This window comes from Acinetobacter sp. ANC 4648 (genome assembly GCF_002135345.1).
Taxonomy (GTDB): domain Bacteria; phylum Pseudomonadota; class Gammaproteobacteria; order Pseudomonadales; family Moraxellaceae; genus Acinetobacter.
In genome coordinates this window covers 148,637-168,243 of the sequence record NZ_NEGI01000008.1, presented here as the reverse complement: position 1 = coordinate 168,243, position 19,607 = coordinate 148,637, and the positions used below count along the sequence as shown (strand labels likewise).

Below are 19,607 nucleotides of genomic sequence, written 5' to 3'. Positions count from 1 at the left end.
CATAAACAGTTGTGCTGGCGACAATAGCAAGAGTGAACCACCTGATCCCTTCCCGAACTCAGAAGTGAAACCTCTTAGCGCTGATGGTAGTGTGGGGTTACCCATGTGAGAGTAAGTCATCGCCAGCTCATTATTCCTAAAAACACCCCTTACAATGTAAGGGGTGTTTTTTTATGCGCGGAAGTTAATGAATTAAGAAAAGGGGGGTAATGGCTATTTTGAATTTATTAGAAGTATCATTTTTGAATTTTATATATCAATGGTCTAATTGCTGAGTATTTAAAAAATAACTTATTGATAAGTATTAATATTAACTTATGAGTTGTTACACTTTTCATATAATAGGATCTATTTGTGTCTAATTTAATCAGACATCAGGTGATATTTTACGCCAATAATTAATTTTAATACCTATTAAGTATTAATATATATCTTATAGGTTTTAGACAAAAAGTGAATCTAGATTCATTGTATGTTGAAATTAAGTCTCACAACTGGAGGTGAGTCAAAATGTCAACGACGGCAATAAATGTAAATACAGTAATTGATAATTCAAAATTTAAGCCATTTCATACAAAATTAATACTTTGGTGTTTATTTATAGTTTTGTTTGATGGTTATGATTTAGCCATTAATGGTGTGGTTTTGCCCTTGTTGATGAAAGAATGGGGAATGACCGCTGTTCAAGCTGGTATGCTTGCTAGTACTGCATTGGCTGGCATGATGTTTGGTGCTATGTTTTTTGGAATGTTAGCAGATAAAATTGGTCGTAAAAAAGTTGTTTTAATCTGTGTCATATTATTTAGTGGCTTTACTTTTTTAGGTGGTTTTGCTTCCAATCCAACAGAATTTGGAGTGCTACGTTTTATTGCAGGTCTAGGGATTGGGGGAGTATTACCTAACTTAGTTGCATTAACCAATGAATATGCTCCACAGCGTTTACGAAGTACTTTGGTAACCACAATGTTTAGTGGTTATGCCGTGGGCGGGATTATGGCTGCACTATGTGGAACATGGTTCGCATCATCATATGGTTGGGAAATCATGTTTTATATTGCAGGTATTCCACTACTATTCACGCCTTTATTTTGGAAGTTCCTACCTGAATCTTTAACTTATTTAGTAAAAGAAAATCATCATGCCCAAGCACGAAAGTTCTTAGAAAAAATTGAGCCATCAACTGCGTTATTACCTGAAGCAAAATTGGTTCTAGCAGACACAGATCAAACACAAAGTTCTTCAGTTAAAGCATTATTTACAGAAAAACGAGCTGCAGGAACTTTTTTATTTTGGCTAATCTTCTTTATGTGTTTATTGGTACTTTATGCATTAGGTAGCTGGTTACCAAAATTGATGATGGCGGCAGGCTATTCTTTAGGTAGTAGCTTATTATTTTTACTGTCTATGAATGTAGGGGCTGTCATTGGGACTATTGGTGGTGGAATATTAGCCGATAGATTTCATTTAAAGCCTGTGCTGATTAGTATGACTTTAATAGGCGCATTGGCTTTATTCGGTTTAGGGTTTAATTCTCCACCAGTAGTTCTCTATATTTTAGTTGCTTTCGCTGGTGCCTCTGCGATTGGTGGTAGTATTTTACTTTATAGTTATGTTGCACAGTATTATCCAGTAGCTGTTCGTTCAACTGGTATTGGTTGGGCATCTGCTGTTGGTCGTATTGGCGCAATTGTTGGTCCAATTGTAATTGGTATGATTTTAGGGATGGAACTTCCACATAAATGGAATTTTATAGCAGTAGCGATTCCTTTAGTTATAGCAGCATTTGCGATTTCTTTAATTCGTGTTGCTCCTGCTAAAAGTATAGCTAAAATTGAAGCAACTGTTGCTCAAACAAGTTAAATTTAAATACTGGATATTTACTAAAAAGCCTTGTTTAATCATCAAGGCTTTTTAGTATTCTTCATTTACTTTTGATTTTCTTATGGGAAAGATTCAGGTTCGAATTATAAATTTTAGCGCTGATTAGAGAGCACTTTTTAATATTTTTTCATGCTTTTTCACTTGTTTGGCATATTTTTTACCTTGTTTTTTCATTTTACGATTGGTGTTGTAACCAGTAGGGCCGACATTATAATAAGCTAACGCTTTTTTCCAGCTACCCGCAGATTGATTATATTTTGCTAAAATTAAAGCACCACAATTGATATTGGTTGATTCCTCAAATAAGTCTCCCGGACAAGACTGTTGCCAGTACCGAGGAATAACTTGTGTTAAACCTACAGCACCTGCAGATGATACAACATTAGTTCTATAACTTGATTCTTGTCGAATCGTTGCTGCAATGAGAAGAGGGTCGATCTGATATTGATCGGCACTTTGAACAATCATAGGAGCAATACGATTTGCGGTATTGGGAGAAACTGAATAAGCACTTTGGATTCCTTTGGATAATTTTTGTGCTCGTTTTTCTACTGAACCACCACCTAAAGATGAACATCCTGAAATGCTTAAGATACTGACAGCAATAATAATTGCTTTTAAAAAGTATAATTGATGTGATGATTTTGATTGAGTGAGTTGATTAGCTGTAAGCAAAATGAAAACCAAAATAGCAAGATTTTAAGAAAAATTATGGTAATGGGCAGAATATATAGAGTCAAGTTGCGGTCACGTTTTTACACAACTCTCTTTTTATATTATGTTATTTTTAATAATTTATTTATATTGAATTGATGGTCAATAAAATTATAGTGTGACTTTAAGTTAAAGATAAAAACATGAGCATGGTTATGATTGAACGCTATTCATTATGATGTACAAATTGCTAAAGTAAACTAGATCCATTTGATATTCCTACATATATTGAATATGAATTAGTGATATTCGAATGTGATAGGATGGAGCTAGACTATCTGTCTCTGAAAGTTTTAAAGAAAAATTATATTTAGCTATCTATCAGTATTTTAGTGACGAAGTAGTGCAGCAGTTCGAAATACCAGCAGAGCATTGCCACAGGCTGTGGTGGTTCTGAAATTGAACCATATACACAAGAGAAAAATCAGTATTTCTTGTTTTTATATTTTTGGCTTTTCCTTTATTCTTGTTATAAACAAGGTCTGCGGTGCAAAAATATCTGCATTTCTATTCAGATCAATAATTCGCACCGCCTTTAAAATTTAGCTCCACCAGTACCTTAGAATATGAAAGAAAATAGGTGCAGAAAAGCAAATAGAATCGATGCGGTCTAACATACCACCATGACCATGAATCAATTGGCCCCAATCTTTAACGCCACGATCACGTTTAATTGCCGACATAACCAATCCACCAAAGAATCCAAAAATACAGACAATGAAACCAATAAGTGTTGCTTGCCAGTAATTAAATGGTGTCAACCAAGACATTGTTACACCCAATGCGGTAGCTAAAACAATGCCGCCAAGTAGGCCCTCAACAGTTTTAGATGGAGAAAGTACTGGGGCCACTTTATGTTTTCCAAATAATTTTCCACAAACATATTGTAGTACATCTGAAGCTTGCACCACCATAATGAGCCAAATTGCTAACCAAATTTTTTCGCCATCAAAGCCGGGAAGTTTTAAATTTAACAGAGCTGGAACGTGTGAAATACAGAATACACAGACCATCAGCCCCCATTGAATTTTAGCGCTACGCTCTAAGAAATGAGTGGTATCTTCTTGTTTTAAGCTGGCAATTGGAATTAATAAAAATACATACAATGGAATAAAAATAGAATATAGCCCGTACCAATCTGTATATATTAAATAATATTGATAAGGAATCACGAAATAGAAGGCAATCAGTAAAGGGAAATAATCACCACGTCGAGTCGGTAATAAACTAATAAACTCACGTAAAGCGAACAATGAAATTAAACCGAATAATACAATAAAGGCAATCTTACCCAATAGGATGGCTGTACCAATAACAATTAGCATGACCCACCATGCATTAATACGAGCATTCAAATTGTCGATAACGCTTGAAGATTTATTTTCCGATTTTTTTTTCAAGATAAAGCCCACGGAAGAGGCAAAGATTAAAATTGCTGCAAAGATGCCAAATAAAAGATAGGTTTGGTGTAAGTTATCAAGTGTCATTGATTCTCAACCTGTTTTAATTTGAGTAATTGTTGTTGAGCATATGCTAGAAATTCTGTTTTAGTCATGTCTAAATGTTGCTCTAAGGGACAACCAAAACAGACAGTTGATAGTAAAGGAAGCGGGATTAATGCACCTTTAGGCATAACCCGTTTTAAATTTGAAATCCAGACTGGAACAATTTCAACCTCTGGAAATTGACGATGTAAATTATATAATCCACTTTTAAAATCGAGTAAATCGATATCGTCATTTAAATTTCGCGTACCTTCAGGAAAGAAGATAATCGAGTAGCCTTGGGCTAAAACATCAAGAATGGGTTGTAAAGGGTCTTGATTCTGTTCTCTATGCCGCTGAATGGTGACACCATTAAAGGTATCTTGGATTAGAAAGCGACGGAAGCTATCTTTCATCCAGTAGTCAGATGCTGCTACAGGGCGTGTTTGGCGGCGTATAGGCTTAGGTAAAGATGACCACAATAAAATAAAATCGATATGGCTATTATGATTGGCGTAATAGATTCGTTGCTTTAATTCGGGTTGACAGCCGATCCATAAACTACGCGCTCCAGTAAGAAGTCGGGCACCACGACGTGTTAAAAAAGCAATGCAACGTGCAATTGAAAGGGTGGTTAGATTGCTTTGATGCTGGTTTGGATTGGGTGGAATAAGGTGGTGTTGCGATTCTTGATTCATTAGGACGACCAAATTTTTATTGTGTAATTGTTTAAAAATCAAGCTTATTAAAACAATATATAGGGGATAGAGTAAAGTTTTTTTATTTTCTGATAGTTTTAAATGGTTAATTTCTAAATTGTTTTGTCGTTGAATTAAATTAAAATAGTTAAATAACAAATGTATGGTCTTATTTTAAACTTAGTATTGAAAGATAAATTCAGCAGTTTTATAAAATCACATATTAAATAGCCTAAGCATATTTAACATATGATTTTAAAAGTAATATAATGGATAATCTATTACTAACACACCATAAATTTATGACTCCTGCCTGTAAAATTTTAAAATCAAATAAGATAGTATTCAGTATTCACGAATATGAACATGATGCGAATGCAAAAAGCTTTGGCTTGGAAGCTGCTGAGAAATTAGGGCTGAATGTTGATGAAGTGTTTAAAACGCTCATGGTTACAGATGACAAAAATTTCTTTGTTGCGGTTTTGCCTGTCAATTATCAGCTTAATTTAAAAAAAGTTGCATCTGCATTGGGTTGTAAAAAATTACATATGGCTAATCCGAAAGATGCAGAACGTTTAACTGGTTATTTGGTGGGAGGTATTAGCCCAGTAGGGCAGAAAAAACGTCTAAAAACAGTGATAGATATAACAGCGGAACAATTACCTAAATTGTATGTGAGTGGCGGTAAGAGAGGGTTAGATATTGGGTTACATCCTTTGGATTTAAGTCAGATTTTAGGAGCAAATTTTGCTGATATTATTGATGAATAATTTGTATCTATATCAACCAATTCCGCTTGTCAAAAATTATGTTTCTCACAAAAGTATTATTCATAAAACAAGCCATCTAAATGGTGGCTCTGTATTCTTCTTAAGAATTTCATAGCCGAGTTCTTTAGAAAACATTGACAATAATATATGCAGCAAAAATTAGAAAAATTGAAATTAAAATAGACATTTTAACCTCTAGTTTTTTTAAATTTCATAGAACCCACTAAGTATAATAGAAGAATAAATATTGTTAAAATATCTTTACATTAAATAGTGATCTAATTTTTAGATAAAGTTAATTATTTTTTTATCTAAACGATATGAATAAATAGCATTCATCTGATTGATATAAAAAGAATAATAAAATGTAGTATGTTGGGTTTTCAATTAATAAAAATGGATTAATAATGAACAAAATATATTTTGGAATTTTACTAGGATCAGCATTGTCAGGTAATGTTTTGGCAGAGTGTAGTTATAATTTTGATGCAACTCAGGCTCAAATAAATACAATTTATCCGCATATGACTTTATTCCCAGATTTAATAAATCAGAAAGCAACATTTACAACTCAGGGTAGTGAAACTTATATAGCCATAAATAAAAATGATATAGCTGGCATGAAAGGTGTGGCAACAACTCCGCAAAGCGGAATATTTGTATATGAGTATAAAATGAAGGTTCCTGGCACTTTACTTTCAACAAATGAACAGATGCTTGGTTATCCTACCGCAGTGGCATTTAACGATGCTGGAAATGTTGGGATTGGATTTGTATATATAAATAATTTACATAATCCAAGTACTCCTCGATTAAATGCTTTAAGTTTTGGAATATTTACAGAGAATGGTCAGCATTATGATGCAGGGATACTTCCTATCTCAGCAACAAATGATGGTTATCAATATTTTGGAATTTACATTAATCAAGATACAAAAAAGATTGGATTTATATTGAATGGAGTTAATTACGGATATGTACAATCTATTCAAAGTAAGATTCATAGTGTCAATTTTACTAATACTATTGGGTTCTCAGAAATTGGTTCTAACTCAACGATATATGGTAAAAATTACTCAATAGAGCTGATAACAGATGGCTCTAAAATAGTTCAAACATATCCATCTGGTTCAAAGGATATTTGTGGGAATACTATTTAAGCTGAAATGAAAAAGCCTCACATAAAGAGTTGTTTGAACAGATGGATGAGCTATTTCAGCGTACTTGGCTAGGTAAATCAAAGTATGAGCTTTACAAAAAAGGCGAGTATGGCATTGATAAGTTTGCTGATCCATTGAATAAGAGAGGTTATACATTGACTAAGCTTAATACTCTGGATGATGAAATATTTAAGAATCTTAATTTGTAATTACAAATAACCTAAATAGAACCTTCATTTTGTATGCTAATTTCATTTTATGAATACTTTAGGTTATCTAAGAGTATAGGAGTTTTGAGCATGAGTAAGACTTATTTTTACCTTAAAACATTTGAATTAGATGTTGAAAATGGGCGTGAACACAATGTGGTTAACATAGGTCTTTTCACTTCTAGAGAAGCTGCTGTGAGCCATTTAAAAATATTAAACAAGACTGTCGAATCAGAAGGATACGAGTTCGCAATCATTGAACTAAAGCTGATTGAGTAAGAAATTAAAAAACTAACTACCGCCAAGAGGCGGTTTTTTATTGCCTGCTGAAAGTGGATACGGACAGCGTAATGAGCGGATGCTGACTTAAATATGATAGAAACCTAAACCTATGAAAATCAAAACTATCACTGTTGATGGTAAAACCTATGCGGAAGTGAATGAGCAAGGGCTTCCTATTTATATTCATGATGATAGGAACGAAGTCGGTTTTGATGCTGCACATGCAGTATAAAAAATCAGTTCTTTAAATGCAGAGGCTAAGACACATCGTGAAGCCAAAGAAGCTGCTAAAACTACTCTTAAAGGCTTTTAATGTTTAGTCAAAAGCACATGAAGTCTTAACAATGATTAGTAACCTTGCTACCAATCAGTTTGATGTACGGGTGAAGGCAAGAGGTCGAACGTTGCAGGGTTTGGTGAATCGGCGTAAGTTGAAAAAGAGTTGTTTAAGCTAGTCCTTTAGAGGACTTTTCGCATAAGAGATTTTATGTTAGATAGAATATTATAATTTCTTATATAAGTTCTCTTAAATTTTAGAAAGAAAGCAGCAACTACACAAAATAGTTGGGTACTATCAAACATAAGGACTAGTGCCATAAGTTTTGTATGGTAACTCAACTGATAGCTCTAGTCCTATTTTTTCAAGTCAATTTCTTATCTACGATTCGAGTTAGATAAAATAATTTTACAGTGCTGGTGTATGTGTCGAAACTTGACGCGCAGGATTTACTTTTTCAAATGCTACTGCAATATTCAGCAATGTCGCTTCATCAAACTCTCGAGCAATGAATTCAATATTAACGTTCATTGGATATTGACTACGGCTAGATGTAACTGAACTTGAAGGCATTGAAATAGCAGGAAAACCACTAAATGGGCTCAGTCGATTATTGGTTCCTGTCGTTGGGCTCGAACCAAGATTAGCAGCAAGTCCCGTAATCGCTGGATAAGCTAAAGCATCATATTTGATTCCTTTAACTATTCCATTGAGTTGTGTATTTTCTAAAGCTGCCCTCATTCTTGATCGCACATAAGGACTACGCTCAGTGGTATTGAGCTCGTATCCTGCAACAAAGGATTCAGTTGTAGTATCTCTATCGTAGTTTGAAAAAGTGGAAATCATTAAATTGCTGCCTAATAGATCTTGATATGATCGATAAATGCTAGCAGTAGTCTTTAAATATTCAGTAAGAGATGTTTTGAATTCATAGCTGGAAAGACTTGAGTAGTGACTCAAAATAGTTGATAAATCATTAATTTCGACATCTTCAACAATTGCACCAGCCGCCCGTAATTTTGCTACAGCTTCGTCAATAGATGCATTGACTAATTTTCCATCCTCTGACAATTCACCAGCGGAATTAGGTTGAGCATAAAGGGCTCTGACTAAACCAATACGTTTTCCAACTAAACTGACAGAATTGTTAGGAACATAGCTAGTCGGTTGCTGAGTTAAAGCGCGGTAAGTAGTTTCCGAATTAATCAGTGCAGATGTTCTTTCGTAACTACTTCTTTGGTTAGATGAACTAGCCATATCGAAACCGACTAAACTATCCATTAGAACTGCACAATCCATTGCTTTTCTGCACATTGGGCCTGCAGTATCTTGTGTTGGTGCAAGAGGAATAATACCATCTTGGCTCACTAAGCGAAGTGATGGTCGGAGTCCAACTAAACCTTGAACTGCTGATGGTACTCGAATTGATCCGCCAGTATCAGTACCAATACCAATGAGTGCTAAACTTGCAGAAATTGCTGCTCCAGTACCAGCCGAAGAGCCTCCTGGACCTTTGGTTAAGTCGTATACATTTTTAACTTGTCCCGCATTTGGATGACTCGACTTCCCACCAAAACCAAATGCGAATTCATCTAAATTTGCTTTGCCCAGAATGATGCCACCTTGTTCACGAACACGTTTAATAATGAATGCATCATCTACAGGTATATTATTGGCAAGTGCGACTGAACCGCCAGTATTCGGCATGTCTAGTGTATCAATATTATCTTTAGGTAAAACAGTAACACAATGTAGTGCACCTTTTAATTTACCAGATTGTTTAAAATAATCATCTAATGCTTGTGCATCTTTAAGTGCATTCGGATTAATAGTGATAATACTATTTAAAGTAGGACCTTGTTTATCGTATGCATTTATACGGTCTAAATAGCTTTGTACAACTTGAACACAACTTGCCCCATGACTTAAAATAGATTTATGAACATCTGAAATTGATGCTTCAACTGGATTAAATGGTACCGGATCAATTTTAGGGTCAGTTGTTTTATCATCTGAGTCATTACAAGCCGCAAGTAGCATTGTAAGAGAAAAGCATAATAGTGTTTTATGAAAAATTTGCATTGAGATGATCCTGAAAAGGGAAGGCTGTCTCAGTGATTAAGCAAATTCTATACCATTGTTTTTATATGAAAAAATAAGACTTATTCTGTGAATTTTCAATTAAATTAAGGTTAATTTTCATTTCATAGTTAAAATGTAAACTTCTAGGCAGATTTTTCTGGTGCGAAATTTTAAATTGATCAGAAATGAGGATTTTATCAAAGTAACCTGAATCCTGTTTAAGTCAATGATTCCAATACCTGAATGATTGGCTTGTTTTGGAAATACTAGCTAGCCCAACATCATAATACGAAATTATCAAAAAATTAGTAGAATGGATACTAAGCCTCCCATTTTTAATTTCGTATAATTGACTATTTTTTATCTATCATAAAGAAAAAATCGTGAATAACCTTTAGTTATCTAGGTTTCTTAAAATTGTATTTATCACTGAATTAAATATAAATAATACAATAAAAATAAATATTTAAGGCTATTATTTTAGATTTATTATAAGGTGTGTTAGATTGATTTTATCAATTTATTGATCTGACCAAATAGCTAGTTCATAATCATCTAGATCTTGGAAATGGAAATGTTTCCAATCCGGAAAACTAAAAATTTCTTTTGTAATAACTCCTCCTGCTTGACTCACTAGTTTCAAGCTATGCTCTAAATCTAAACTATATAAAATAATCAGAGCAGCTCCCTCTACTTTAACTGCATCACTTAAGCTGAAGCCATTTTTTAAAGTGCCAGAATTAAATTCGCAGTATGCATCACCATCATCGATAAATGTCTAACCAAGCTGCTGAAAGAATGTTTTGCTCCGTGCAATCTTAAATACATTAAATTCGATATAATTAATTGATAATTTAGCTAAAAGTGTATTTTCTGACATGCCTATTCTCAATAAATAAGTTTATTATTTTTCATCCTAACATTTTAAAAATTGGTAGAATAAAAACTTCTATTAAGAATTTTAAACTTATTTAACATAATGGGAATTACATGAAATTTAAAAAAAATCTATAAATCAAAAAATATAGACTCGATTTTTAAATTTCGCATACAGTGTATTATGTTAATTTTAGAAAAATTTAAAATAGCTTATAGTAATTATTAGGTTGATTTTCTTTGAATAAGAGCCTTAAATATTTTTGAATAAAAGTCTTAATGAATAATGGTGAAAGTACTTGATACAAAATATTGAATTGAAATGGCTGTATGATCTTATTGTTTTAGAAAAATATCGAAATTTTACTATAGCAGCTGATATGAGGAATATTTCACAATCTTCTTTGAGCAGACGTATTCAAACGTTAGAAAGTACTTTGGGCTTTGAAGTGTTTAATAGAGATGCCTCACCTCTACAATTAACTGAAAAAGGAAAACTTTTCATTTTACATGCAAGGAGTTTTCTTGATGATTTTGAGTACAATATTGATAAAATTAAAGGTGCCGACAACATAAGAAGCAAGGTTACTATTGCTTCCGCACATTCTTTAGCTGGTCATATTTTCCCTAAAATCCTAGGGAATTTGAAGAACTATCAAGAAAAAGTTTTCCATGTTGAAGCCATTAATGTAAATGAAACAGTGGATTACCTTCGGAATGGGAAATGTGATTTTATTGCATCGTTTTATGATGATGAGCTTATGAATCCGCAGTTCTTATGTCATAAAATTTTCTCGGCTAAACTATATTTGGTTACAGCTCCAAATCAAATTGGACGCCCAAAATTTTCTTTAGAAGATAGCTCCTTACCACTAATGAACTATACAGATGATAGTTATATGGGCAAAAAGGTAAATAAGTTTCTTCAGGATAGTCAGTCCGAATATTTTAATACTACGTTTGTTTCTTCAATGAGTATTTTGCTCAAAGATATGATTAAGGGAGGGTTTGGAATAGGCTGGTTACCCGATTATAGTATTCAAGAAGAACTAAAAAAAAATGAATTGATTATTATTCCTTTGAAAGAATCTGTTTTGTCCGTTGATATTTATTTATATAGAAGTAGCTCAAGATTGAATGCAGCATCAGAAGGTTTATGGAATTTTATTAAAGCGATTGATTGGACAATTGCATAAAAAAGAAAGTAGATTACTTAAAATCTACTTTCTTAAAAATTTGGCAAATATTAGGCTTTTTGTTCATATGAAACGATAATTTTTTCATCAATATCCATATTGATTTCTTGTTTAAGTTCATCTAATTGAGTGGTTTTTGCGATTACTGCTGTAGCAATACTATTTCCAACAACATTTGTCGCAGTGCGTCCCATATCTAAGAATTGGTCAATAGCGAGTATTAGTAATAATCCAGCTTCAGGAAGCTTAAATAAACTTAAAGTTGCTGCGACAACAACAATTGAAGCTTTAGAAACACCCGCGATCCCTTTACTGGTAATCATTAGCGTTAATAAAATCAGGATTTGCTGTGTAATACTTAAATCAATATTGTAAGCCTGAGCAATAAATAAAATAGCAAATGATGCATACATCATTGAACCATCTAAGTTAAATGAGTAACCGAGAGGAAGTACAAAGCTTGTGACCTGTTTAGGTACACCAAATTTATTCAATGCATCCATTGTTTTAGGATACGCAGATTCACTACTGGTAGTGACAAAAGCTAGCATGACAGGTTCACGAATAAGTTTTGCCAATTTAAATGTATCTTTTCTGAGAAAAATATAAGCCACTGAAAATAAAATTATGAGCAAAATGGCTAATGCAAGAAAGAATGAACCTAGAAAAGTTGCATAATTTACAAATACAGCTACGCCTTGTACTGTGATTGCAGAAGCGATCGCTGAGAAGGCCGCTACAGGTGCAAACTTCATAACATATTCTGTAATTTTGAACATAATATGGCTAAGTTCTTCAACTATTTTAAAAATTACAGATGAATATTGATTATTTACAAAACTCAAAGCTTTACCGAAGAATATTGAAAAAATCAGGATTTGTAAAATTTCATTATTTGCCATTGCTTCAGCAAAGCTTCGTGGAAATAAATGAGTAATAAACCCATTTAGAGAAAAATTATCTGTGTTAATTGAAGATGTCAGTACATTCGTCGTATGTTCAACTGTGAGATTTAAACCGACTCCAGGTTGAAATATATTCGCGAAAAGCATTCCTAGACCGAGAGAAATAAAAGAGGCGGTGATGAACCACCCCATAGCTTTAAAGGTAATTTTACCAATAGATGAAGAATTACCCATCGATACAATTCCCACAACAATTGTTGAGAATATTAATGGAGCAATAATCATTTTAATCAATCGAAGAAAAATATCCGTCAAAAGATTGAAATACGACGAAATTTCTTTTGCCTGTTCAGGAGTAGATGCCAAATAGTGGCATAGAAGTCCAATCGTTGCGCCTAGAAATATGGCTATTAATACATAGCGAACAGTCATTTCCTTTTTCATATCACACTCACTAAATTACTGAAGAACTAAATGTCTTTTATTAGTTATGACAGTTTTTATGCATTAGTGAATGCATAAAAACAAATGGTCATGCATAAAATGCATGGCAATTTAATGCTTAACTACAAGTAGTCGGCCATCCGTATTTATACCAATGAATAGCATTTCTGATTAAGACATCAGTGGCATCAATAAATAATTCTGGATAATCTTTGATCCATTCTTCCAAAATTAATGGGATCTCTGTACAAGCAAGAAGAAATTTAACCTCAGAATTTTTATAATATAATTTAATGATATTATTCATTATTTTTTTTGATTCTATAATTTCTCCTGATTTATATTTGTAAATACTTTGCATGACCAGTTGCTGAATAGCTACTTCAGGAATCATAAAATTAATTTGGTTGTCTGCTAACTTCTTTTGATATAGTTCAGCATTAATGGTTGCTGATGTGGCTAAAATACAAATCTTTTTAACCTTATTTTTTTTAATAAAATTAACCGTAGAATCAATGATACTGATCATTTTGATATGGGTACTTTTTTGTAATTGATCAAACCAAAAATGAGCAGTATTACATGGAATAATAATGCATCCAACATTCGCACTTTCTAAAATACGAATATATTCACTCATTTTTTCAAATGGCTTATCATCATGATTTATAATTGATTTTGTTCTATCTGGAATGTCAGGAATAGATACTGTGATGACTGGAATATGTTCTTGATCACAATTTGCAGGAGTATTTTTAATAATTTTATTCATAGCATCGACTGTAGCTTGAGGTCCCATACCTCCTAATATTCCAATCGCTTTATTCATGCCATTTTCCTGTAAAGTAATTTATTAATTAGCTTTGCAGAAAGTAAAATATTGATGTTGCAAAAAACAGATAATGCATTCTTGATTTGCATAATAAGATTATAAGAAAAAAACAATATAAAATATTAATTTATTGATATTTAATAATTTTTAAAATTAATGCTGATAAATAATAATGCAATTTATGCATCATAATGTTGCATATTGCATTATTTTATAGCGGGAATGGATTTGTAGTATTTAAACTTTATATCTTTCAACTTAGCGATACGCCGTATACTCATTAGTAATTTTTATTTATAAAACTTTCACACTATGAAATAGGCTAAACAATCCCTCATTTAACAGAATACTCCTACGCGAAACAGGAGGTTCTTGATCCTCAAGATCTAAACGGAAGTTGCTCATCGCTATATAATAGCAATGAGCAGGCTTAATTTGATTGGATGTTTAACGTTTAACGTCTAGAAGTTCATACGCATACCAGCCCAAAAACGACGACCTTCTTCAATATATTGGTAATTGGTGGTAACGTCTGGATCATAAACACGTTGATCAAATAAATTCAGCATAGCCATATTTAAGCTGATAGTTGGGGTAATTTGCCAACTACCACCAACATCATAAGTTAATAGATCACCAGCACTTTCATTCATTGGAGCAGAACCGCTACCCCAATTGACGCCTTGATTATCTTCACCACGATAACTTAAACGTGAATAGGTACTGAAGCGATCATCCATTTTCCAATCAAGACGTAAACTTCCGACATGTTTTGGCGTAGAGATTGTAGCAAGTCCATCTGCTTGGCTCAGTGGGAAGCCATAAACAGAAATATTTTCGGTTTTCATTTTTGAATCAACAAAAGTCCATGTGCCTTTGAGTGCCCATTGTGGGGTAATTTCCCAACGACCTGAAAGTTCTACACCTTGCATCACAGCCTTAGGAACATTGAAATAGACACTCATTGGTTTACCATCTTTACCTGCCCAGCAGTCATTACCACTGACATTGACAGTTGGTTCACCGTTTGGTGCAGTTAAACATTTTGATCCCGTATTAGCGATTTTGTCTTTATAGTCAGTATGAAATACAGTGATATTCCCTGTAAATGGACCACCATTATCAAAATAAACTCCGATCTCTTTATTTAATGAAGTTTCTGAGTCTAAATCTGGATTCCCCCAAGTGGTTGCATCACCACGTTGTGGGTTACCAAAATCAGGATTGTATTCACGCATACTCGGAGCTTTAAAGCCCGTAGCAACCCCGGATTTTAATGTCCAAGTATCATTGACTTGCCATACACCATAAATACGAGGCGAGAGGTGATTACCAAAGATTTCATTATCGTCATAGCGAAGACCAAGGGTTAAATTAAATCGATCATGTAATCGCCACTCATCTTCAGCAAATAATGACCATTGGCTGACAGATGCATCAATTCTGGTTCTATCTTTCGAGCAACTTTCTGAACCTTCAACAGCCTGTCCACCTAAACTTAAATCTTCTTTTTTATATGTACCACCAAAACTGACCACATGCTGGGTACCGATTGAGGTAAATAAATTTGCTTCGAGTAATTGATTCTTGGTTTCAGGACGCCATTGATCTTCAACAAACTTACCCGTTTTATTGTCTTGGGTCGATGCATTACGTTTGCTTTTATCGTAGGTATAAGACACTTCTGAGGTTAAATTTTCCCAACGACCTGTATGCGCTAAGGTTAAAATTTCTTTGCTGTAATCACGTTTAGTGGTATCACCTGAAGCAGATTTATCTTTACTTTCTTTGTAGTCTTGGTCTTGTTGTTGGTATTCCAATATGATGTCGTTGTCTTTATTTGGTGTAAACCATAAACGTGCAGTACCGTTAATGGATTTAAATTGGTTTTGACCACCTAAAATCTTATCTTCATCACGACCACTAGCATAACCCCAAAGTTGGATGCCAAGTTTATCTTGAATTAATGGACCAGAAAGTTGTACATCCGCTTGAGCTTGATCACCTTCTTTACTTGAGGTGGGTAGGGTGGTTTCTAGACCGATTGAACTTGACCAAGTATCGGTTACTTTTTTAGTAATAATATTAACAACACCACCCATCGCATCCGAACCATAGCGTGAACCCATTGGGCCACGAACCACTTCGATACGTTCGATAGCACTAATCGGCGGAATCCAATGATTATCTGCAGAATTTCCGCCTTTAGGGTTAAGTACCTTAGTTGAATTCTATCTTCTACCGTCGACTAAAATTAGTGTACCTTCCGCAGGCATACCCCGAATCGAGATTTCACCTTTAACACCACCAGCAATCGTGACACCTTCAACATCACGCAATGCATCTTGTAAGCTGGTATAGCTGTGTTTTTCAAGTTCTTCATCAGGAATAACGGTAATAGAAGCAGGAGCTTGAGCTACAGTTTGATCATAACCACTTGCGGTCACTACGATTGTTTCTAAGAGTGGAATAGCATTATTTGCTGTTTCTTGCTTGGTATTTTCATTTAATGCGGCAAATGTAGAGGTATTCAATAAGATTGAACTGAATAACACAGTTTTTTGAAAGTTTCGCGGTAACATGAAGAATCTCGTGAAGGAAATGATTATTGAAGCTAACTGTTAATGATAATCATAATGCTTTATCATTTTATTATAAATAAGTATTTGTAATTGTTTTAAAAAAAATATAAAAAAATTGTTTTTTAGTGAAAATAATACGGATGTTGCTGAGTGTATGAAACAATACACTAAAACATATTCAGTAAAATAAAGGTCAGTGCGAAGTAAAGGCTATCGTCTTTGATTGGATTGATGGGTGTGTTTAATTTATATTTAGTCATTTCATCATCATTTAATTAATAGCAAAAATTGGGCAGCATGAAAAATTTATCTGATTTAAAGAATAGGACTCAGGCAAAGTCGTTAAATTTAATTACACAGAGAAATGGATCTTCCGTGTATCAAGGGCAATCCTCTCAAGGAGAAGTTTTTATTAAAATAGAAAAAACCGAGCAGCTAACGATCGTTACTGTGAAATTTTAGAAGCTCTTAAAAGGGTCTTCACTAACGCCAAACGTATTGGATAAATTTGAATGGAAAAACAGCATCTGTCATTAGACTCATTTATTTAATATGAAGTTTTGGAAAGATAGATAAATTCAAATCTGCATTGGGTTGTAAAAAATTACACATAGCCGATCCGAAAGATGTGGAGCGTTTAACTGGTTATTTAGTCGGAGGAATTAGTCCAGTGGGGTAGAAAAGCATTTAAAAATAGTAAGAGATATCATCGTGGAATAATTACCTAAAATTTATGTGAGTGGTGATAAACGTGGTTTAGATAAGGTTCTCCAGCCACAGAGTTTAGCCAAAGTGTTAGGCGAATCGTTTGTTGATGTCTTAGATATATAATTCTAGATGATTTAAATATTGAACATACTTTTGGAATAAAGATAAAAACTGAATAAAATTTAGCTTGATGTGAATAGTTCTAATTCAATCAGTTCAGCAAAATATGATAATCCATGTTTAAATATTCCGAATTATTTTCTGTATTCTTGACGTGTTCTTAAAACCCTCACAATTCGTTATTCCTACGCAACTGAATGATTATCCTGATTGGCATCTTGGACGGCAAGACTATGCGATATGGTATTTAGAGATTAACGATCCTGAGTTATTAGAATATCTGACACAACTAAGGGCATATTTTTCAAAATTTTTATTTCAACCCAATACTCGGCAATTTCATATCACATTGTTTATTTGTGGTTTTTTAACTGAAAAAACGCCAGTATTAAATGATGATTTCTCAATTGAACAACTCAAACAGCAAATACAGCTGTTAATTCAAGAAAATATTCAATCTTTTACCTTAAAAATAGACAAGATTAATAGTTTTGAAAGTGCTTTATATGTTGAAGTTTTAGATCATCAAAATAGCCTAAGCAAAATTAGAGCTTTATTATCAAAATCTCAAAATGAGATTGCAGCATTAAGTTATTGTCCTCACATCACTCTAGGACTTTATCCGTCAGCATTTAACAGTGATACAATTTTTGCAAAGATTAAGGCTATTCAACAGCAAAGTTTTGAAATTTCAGTCAACCAGCTCAGTTTTGGCTGTTATAAAGCCAAGGAGTTACAAGGGCCACTTTATCCCTATCAACAAATTTATTTATCAACACTTTAATTGATAAAACTCAAGTGAGTCATATAGCGTCATGTTGCAATTAATTTTAGGTGGAGCTCGCTCAGGTAAAAGCCGTTTAGCAGAACACATTGCTCAAGATTCGGTATTGGATGTGACTTATATCGCCACGGCACAGGCTTGGGATGACGAAATGCAAAGTCGTATTGCCCATCATCAACAACAAAGACCCAGTCATTGGACGGTATTGGAAGAACCTATATTTTTGGCAGATCGACTGTTAGAAATTGATCAAGTAAATCAATGTATTTTAGTCGATTGTTTAACGCTATGGATGACTAATTTATTGTTACATGAAAACGCTGAATTACAGATGCTGCAATGTCAAAAACTGCTTAAAACACTCCCTAAATTACAATCTAAAGTTATTCTAGTCAGTAATGAAACGGGTTTAGGTGTGATACCCATGGGTGAAATTAGCCGTAAATTTGTGGATGAAGCAGGCCGATTACATCAACAGCTCGGTCAGATTGCCGATAAAGTTGTATTTTGTGTTGCTGGGTTTCCAATGATTTTAAAAGGAGATAAATGATGAGTTGGTGGTTAGAACCGTGTAAACAACCAAGTGAAAATGCGAAACAATTGGCAACTGAGCGTCAATTACAATTAACTAAACCCACAGGGTCATTATCTGAATTAGAAAATATAGCCATTCTGCTAGCAAGTTTGCAGGATAATCCTCATCCAAATATTGATAAACCGTGGATTACTATTTTTGCCGGTGATCATGGAGTAATGGATGAAAATATTTCGGCCTATCCTCAGGCAGTAACTCGTCAAATGCTGCAAAATTTCGCATCTGGCGGTGCCTGTATTGCGGTTATTGCCAAAGAATATCATGCAACGTTGCAAGTCATAGATTGTGGTTCAGTGGGAGATGCGTATGACTATGTTGGTGTAGAGCGTCATTGTATTGCCCCAGGGACCGCAAACTTTTCGAAGCAAGTTGCAATGACTGAACAACAATGTATTCAAGCCATGAATTTGGGCCGTGAAAGTGTAGAAAAATCGCTAGAAAATGGTGCCTTGATTTATGTCGCAGGCGAGATGGGTATTGGTAATACTTGTTCTGCTTCCGCAATCGCATGTTTCTTATTAAATGAATCCGCCGAAAAATTGACAGGTGTCGGTACAGGCATTCGTGAAGAACAATTAATTCATAAAAAAAATATTATTGATCAAGCCATAGTATTGCATAAAGATTATGTGGCAAATGATGCTTTTAAAGCGCTTTGTGCTGTCGGTGGCTTAGAAATTGCAGCCATGACAGGCGCTTATATACGTTGTGCACAACTTGGCTTACCGATGGTGGTTGATGGATTCATCAGTTCTGTTGCAGCCTTAGTCGCAGTTCGTTTAAATCCAGCAGCGCGTCAATGGATGTTGTTTGGACATCAATCTGCTGAGTATGGGCACAAACGCATATTAGATGAACTTAATGCCCATCCATTACTTAAACTCAATTTACGGTTGGGAGAAGGGAGCGGAGCAGGTGCATCTTTAGGTTTGATTAAGCTTGCATGTAGCTTACATAACAATATGGCGACTTTTGCCGAAGCAGCTGTGATTGGTGAAAAGGTTTAAA

General features: G+C 34.1%; 15 protein-coding genes, 1 rRNA gene and 3 pseudogenes. 11 read left to right on the top strand and 8 right to left on the bottom strand.

Annotated elements, in window-relative coordinates; all coding sequences use genetic code 11:
- Positions 1 to 13: 13 nt before the first annotated feature.
- Positions 14 to 128 (top strand): 5S ribosomal RNA (gene rrf / locus B9T27_RS13650).
- A gap of 382 nt (positions 129 to 510) precedes the next feature.
- Positions 511 to 1,860, top strand: coding sequence for an MFS transporter (locus B9T27_RS13645; protein ID WP_086207348.1), 1,350 nt, complete (start codon positions 511 to 513; stop codon positions 1,858 to 1,860).
- 123 nt (positions 1,861 to 1,983) lie between these two features.
- Here B9T27_RS13645 and B9T27_RS13640 read toward each other — a convergent pair whose 3' ends face one another.
- From B9T27_RS13640 to B9T27_RS13630, 3 genes are all read right to left on the bottom strand, one after another.
- A complete protein-coding gene (locus tag B9T27_RS13640; RefSeq protein WP_228146223.1) occupies positions 1,984 to 2,493 on the bottom strand; it encodes a lytic transglycosylase domain-containing protein in 510 nt (169 codons plus the stop codon).
- Positions 2,494 to 3,137: 644 nt separating this feature from the next.
- Positions 3,138 to 4,082, bottom strand: a complete 945-nt coding sequence (locus B9T27_RS13635; protein WP_086207347.1) for a phosphatidate cytidylyltransferase — start codon at positions 4,080 to 4,082, stop codon at positions 3,138 to 3,140.
- A complete protein-coding gene (locus B9T27_RS13630; protein WP_086207362.1) occupies positions 4,079 to 4,777 on the bottom strand; it encodes a lysophospholipid acyltransferase family protein in 699 nt (232 codons plus the stop codon). The genes B9T27_RS13635 and B9T27_RS13630 overlap by 4 nt, the downstream gene beginning before the upstream one ends.
- Positions 4,778 to 5,079: 302 nt before the next feature.
- On the opposite strand from B9T27_RS13630, the gene ybaK reads away from it, so the two are divergent.
- The 4 genes and pseudogenes from ybaK to B9T27_RS13610 all read left to right on the top strand — a co-directional run.
- Positions 5,080 to 5,547, top strand: a complete 468-nt coding sequence (gene ybaK, locus B9T27_RS13625) for a Cys-tRNA(Pro) deacylase (protein ID WP_086207346.1) — start codon at positions 5,080 to 5,082, stop codon at positions 5,545 to 5,547.
- 407 nt (positions 5,548 to 5,954) lie between these two features.
- Positions 5,955 to 6,707, top strand: a complete 753-nt coding sequence (locus B9T27_RS13620) for a DUF4882 family protein (protein WP_086207345.1) — start codon at positions 5,955 to 5,957, stop codon at positions 6,705 to 6,707.
- Between the two features lie 299 nt (positions 6,708 to 7,006).
- Positions 7,007 to 7,195 carry a hypothetical protein gene (locus B9T27_RS13615; RefSeq protein WP_086207344.1) on the top strand — a complete coding sequence of 63 codons (189 nt, stop codon included), beginning with the start codon at positions 7,007 to 7,009 and terminating at the stop codon, positions 7,193 to 7,195.
- 112 nt (positions 7,196 to 7,307) lie between these two features.
- Positions 7,308 to 7,508, top strand: a pseudogene (locus B9T27_RS13610) (hypothetical protein); the annotation flags it as partial.
- A 375-nt stretch (positions 7,509 to 7,883) separates the two neighbouring features.
- Here the strand turns inward: B9T27_RS13610 and B9T27_RS13605 are convergent.
- A complete protein-coding gene (locus B9T27_RS13605) occupies positions 7,884 to 9,557 on the bottom strand; it encodes an amidase family protein (protein WP_086207343.1) in 1,674 nt (557 codons plus the stop codon).
- A gap of 1,175 nt (positions 9,558 to 10,732) precedes the next feature.
- Between B9T27_RS13605 and B9T27_RS13595 the strand changes: the two genes are divergently transcribed.
- Entirely contained in the window at positions 10,733 to 11,629 is an 897-nt protein-coding gene (locus tag B9T27_RS13595; RefSeq protein WP_086207342.1) for a LysR substrate-binding domain-containing protein, read from the top strand.
- 50 nt (positions 11,630 to 11,679) lie between these two features.
- Here the strand turns inward: B9T27_RS13595 and B9T27_RS13590 are convergent, their stop codons facing one another.
- From B9T27_RS13590 to B9T27_RS13575, 4 genes and pseudogenes are all read right to left on the bottom strand, one after another.
- Positions 11,680 to 12,978 carry a dicarboxylate/amino acid:cation symporter gene (locus tag B9T27_RS13590; RefSeq protein WP_086207341.1) on the bottom strand — a complete coding sequence of 433 codons (1,299 nt, stop codon included), beginning with the start codon at positions 12,976 to 12,978 and terminating at the stop codon, positions 11,680 to 11,682.
- A 118-nt stretch (positions 12,979 to 13,096) separates the two neighbouring features.
- A complete protein-coding gene (locus B9T27_RS13585; protein ID WP_086207340.1) occupies positions 13,097 to 13,807 on the bottom strand; it encodes an aspartate/glutamate racemase family protein in 711 nt (236 codons plus the stop codon).
- Between the two features lie 464 nt (positions 13,808 to 14,271).
- On the bottom strand, positions 14,272 to 15,912 hold the full coding sequence (locus B9T27_RS13580; RefSeq protein WP_228146222.1) for a TonB-dependent receptor domain-containing protein: 1,641 nt from the start codon (positions 15,910 to 15,912) through the stop codon (positions 14,272 to 14,274).
- A pseudogene (locus tag B9T27_RS13575) lies at positions 15,913 to 16,392 on the bottom strand (TonB-dependent receptor plug domain-containing protein); the annotation flags it as partial.
- A 568-nt stretch (positions 16,393 to 16,960) separates the two neighbouring features.
- On the opposite strand from B9T27_RS13575, the pseudogene B9T27_RS13565 reads away from it, so the two are divergent.
- From B9T27_RS13565 to cobT, 4 genes and pseudogenes are all read left to right on the top strand, one after another.
- Positions 16,961 to 17,223 (top strand): annotated as a pseudogene (locus B9T27_RS13565) (YbaK/EbsC family protein); the annotation flags it as partial.
- 151 nt (positions 17,224 to 17,374) lie between these two features.
- Complete coding sequence (locus B9T27_RS13560) at positions 17,375 to 18,004, top strand: 2'-5' RNA ligase family protein (RefSeq protein ID WP_086207337.1); 630 nt, start codon at positions 17,375 to 17,377, stop codon at positions 18,002 to 18,004.
- A 31-nt stretch (positions 18,005 to 18,035) separates the two neighbouring features.
- Positions 18,036 to 18,554 carry a bifunctional adenosylcobinamide kinase/adenosylcobinamide-phosphate guanylyltransferase gene (gene cobU, locus B9T27_RS13555; RefSeq protein ID WP_086207336.1) on the top strand — a complete coding sequence of 173 codons (519 nt, stop codon included), beginning with the start codon at positions 18,036 to 18,038 and terminating at the stop codon, positions 18,552 to 18,554.
- Positions 18,554 to 19,606, top strand: coding sequence for a nicotinate-nucleotide--dimethylbenzimidazole phosphoribosyltransferase (gene cobT, locus B9T27_RS13550; protein ID WP_086207335.1), 1,053 nt, complete (start codon positions 18,554 to 18,556; stop codon positions 19,604 to 19,606). Before cobU ends, cobT begins: the two co-directional genes overlap by 1 nt.
- Position 19,607: the final 1 nt, after the last annotated feature.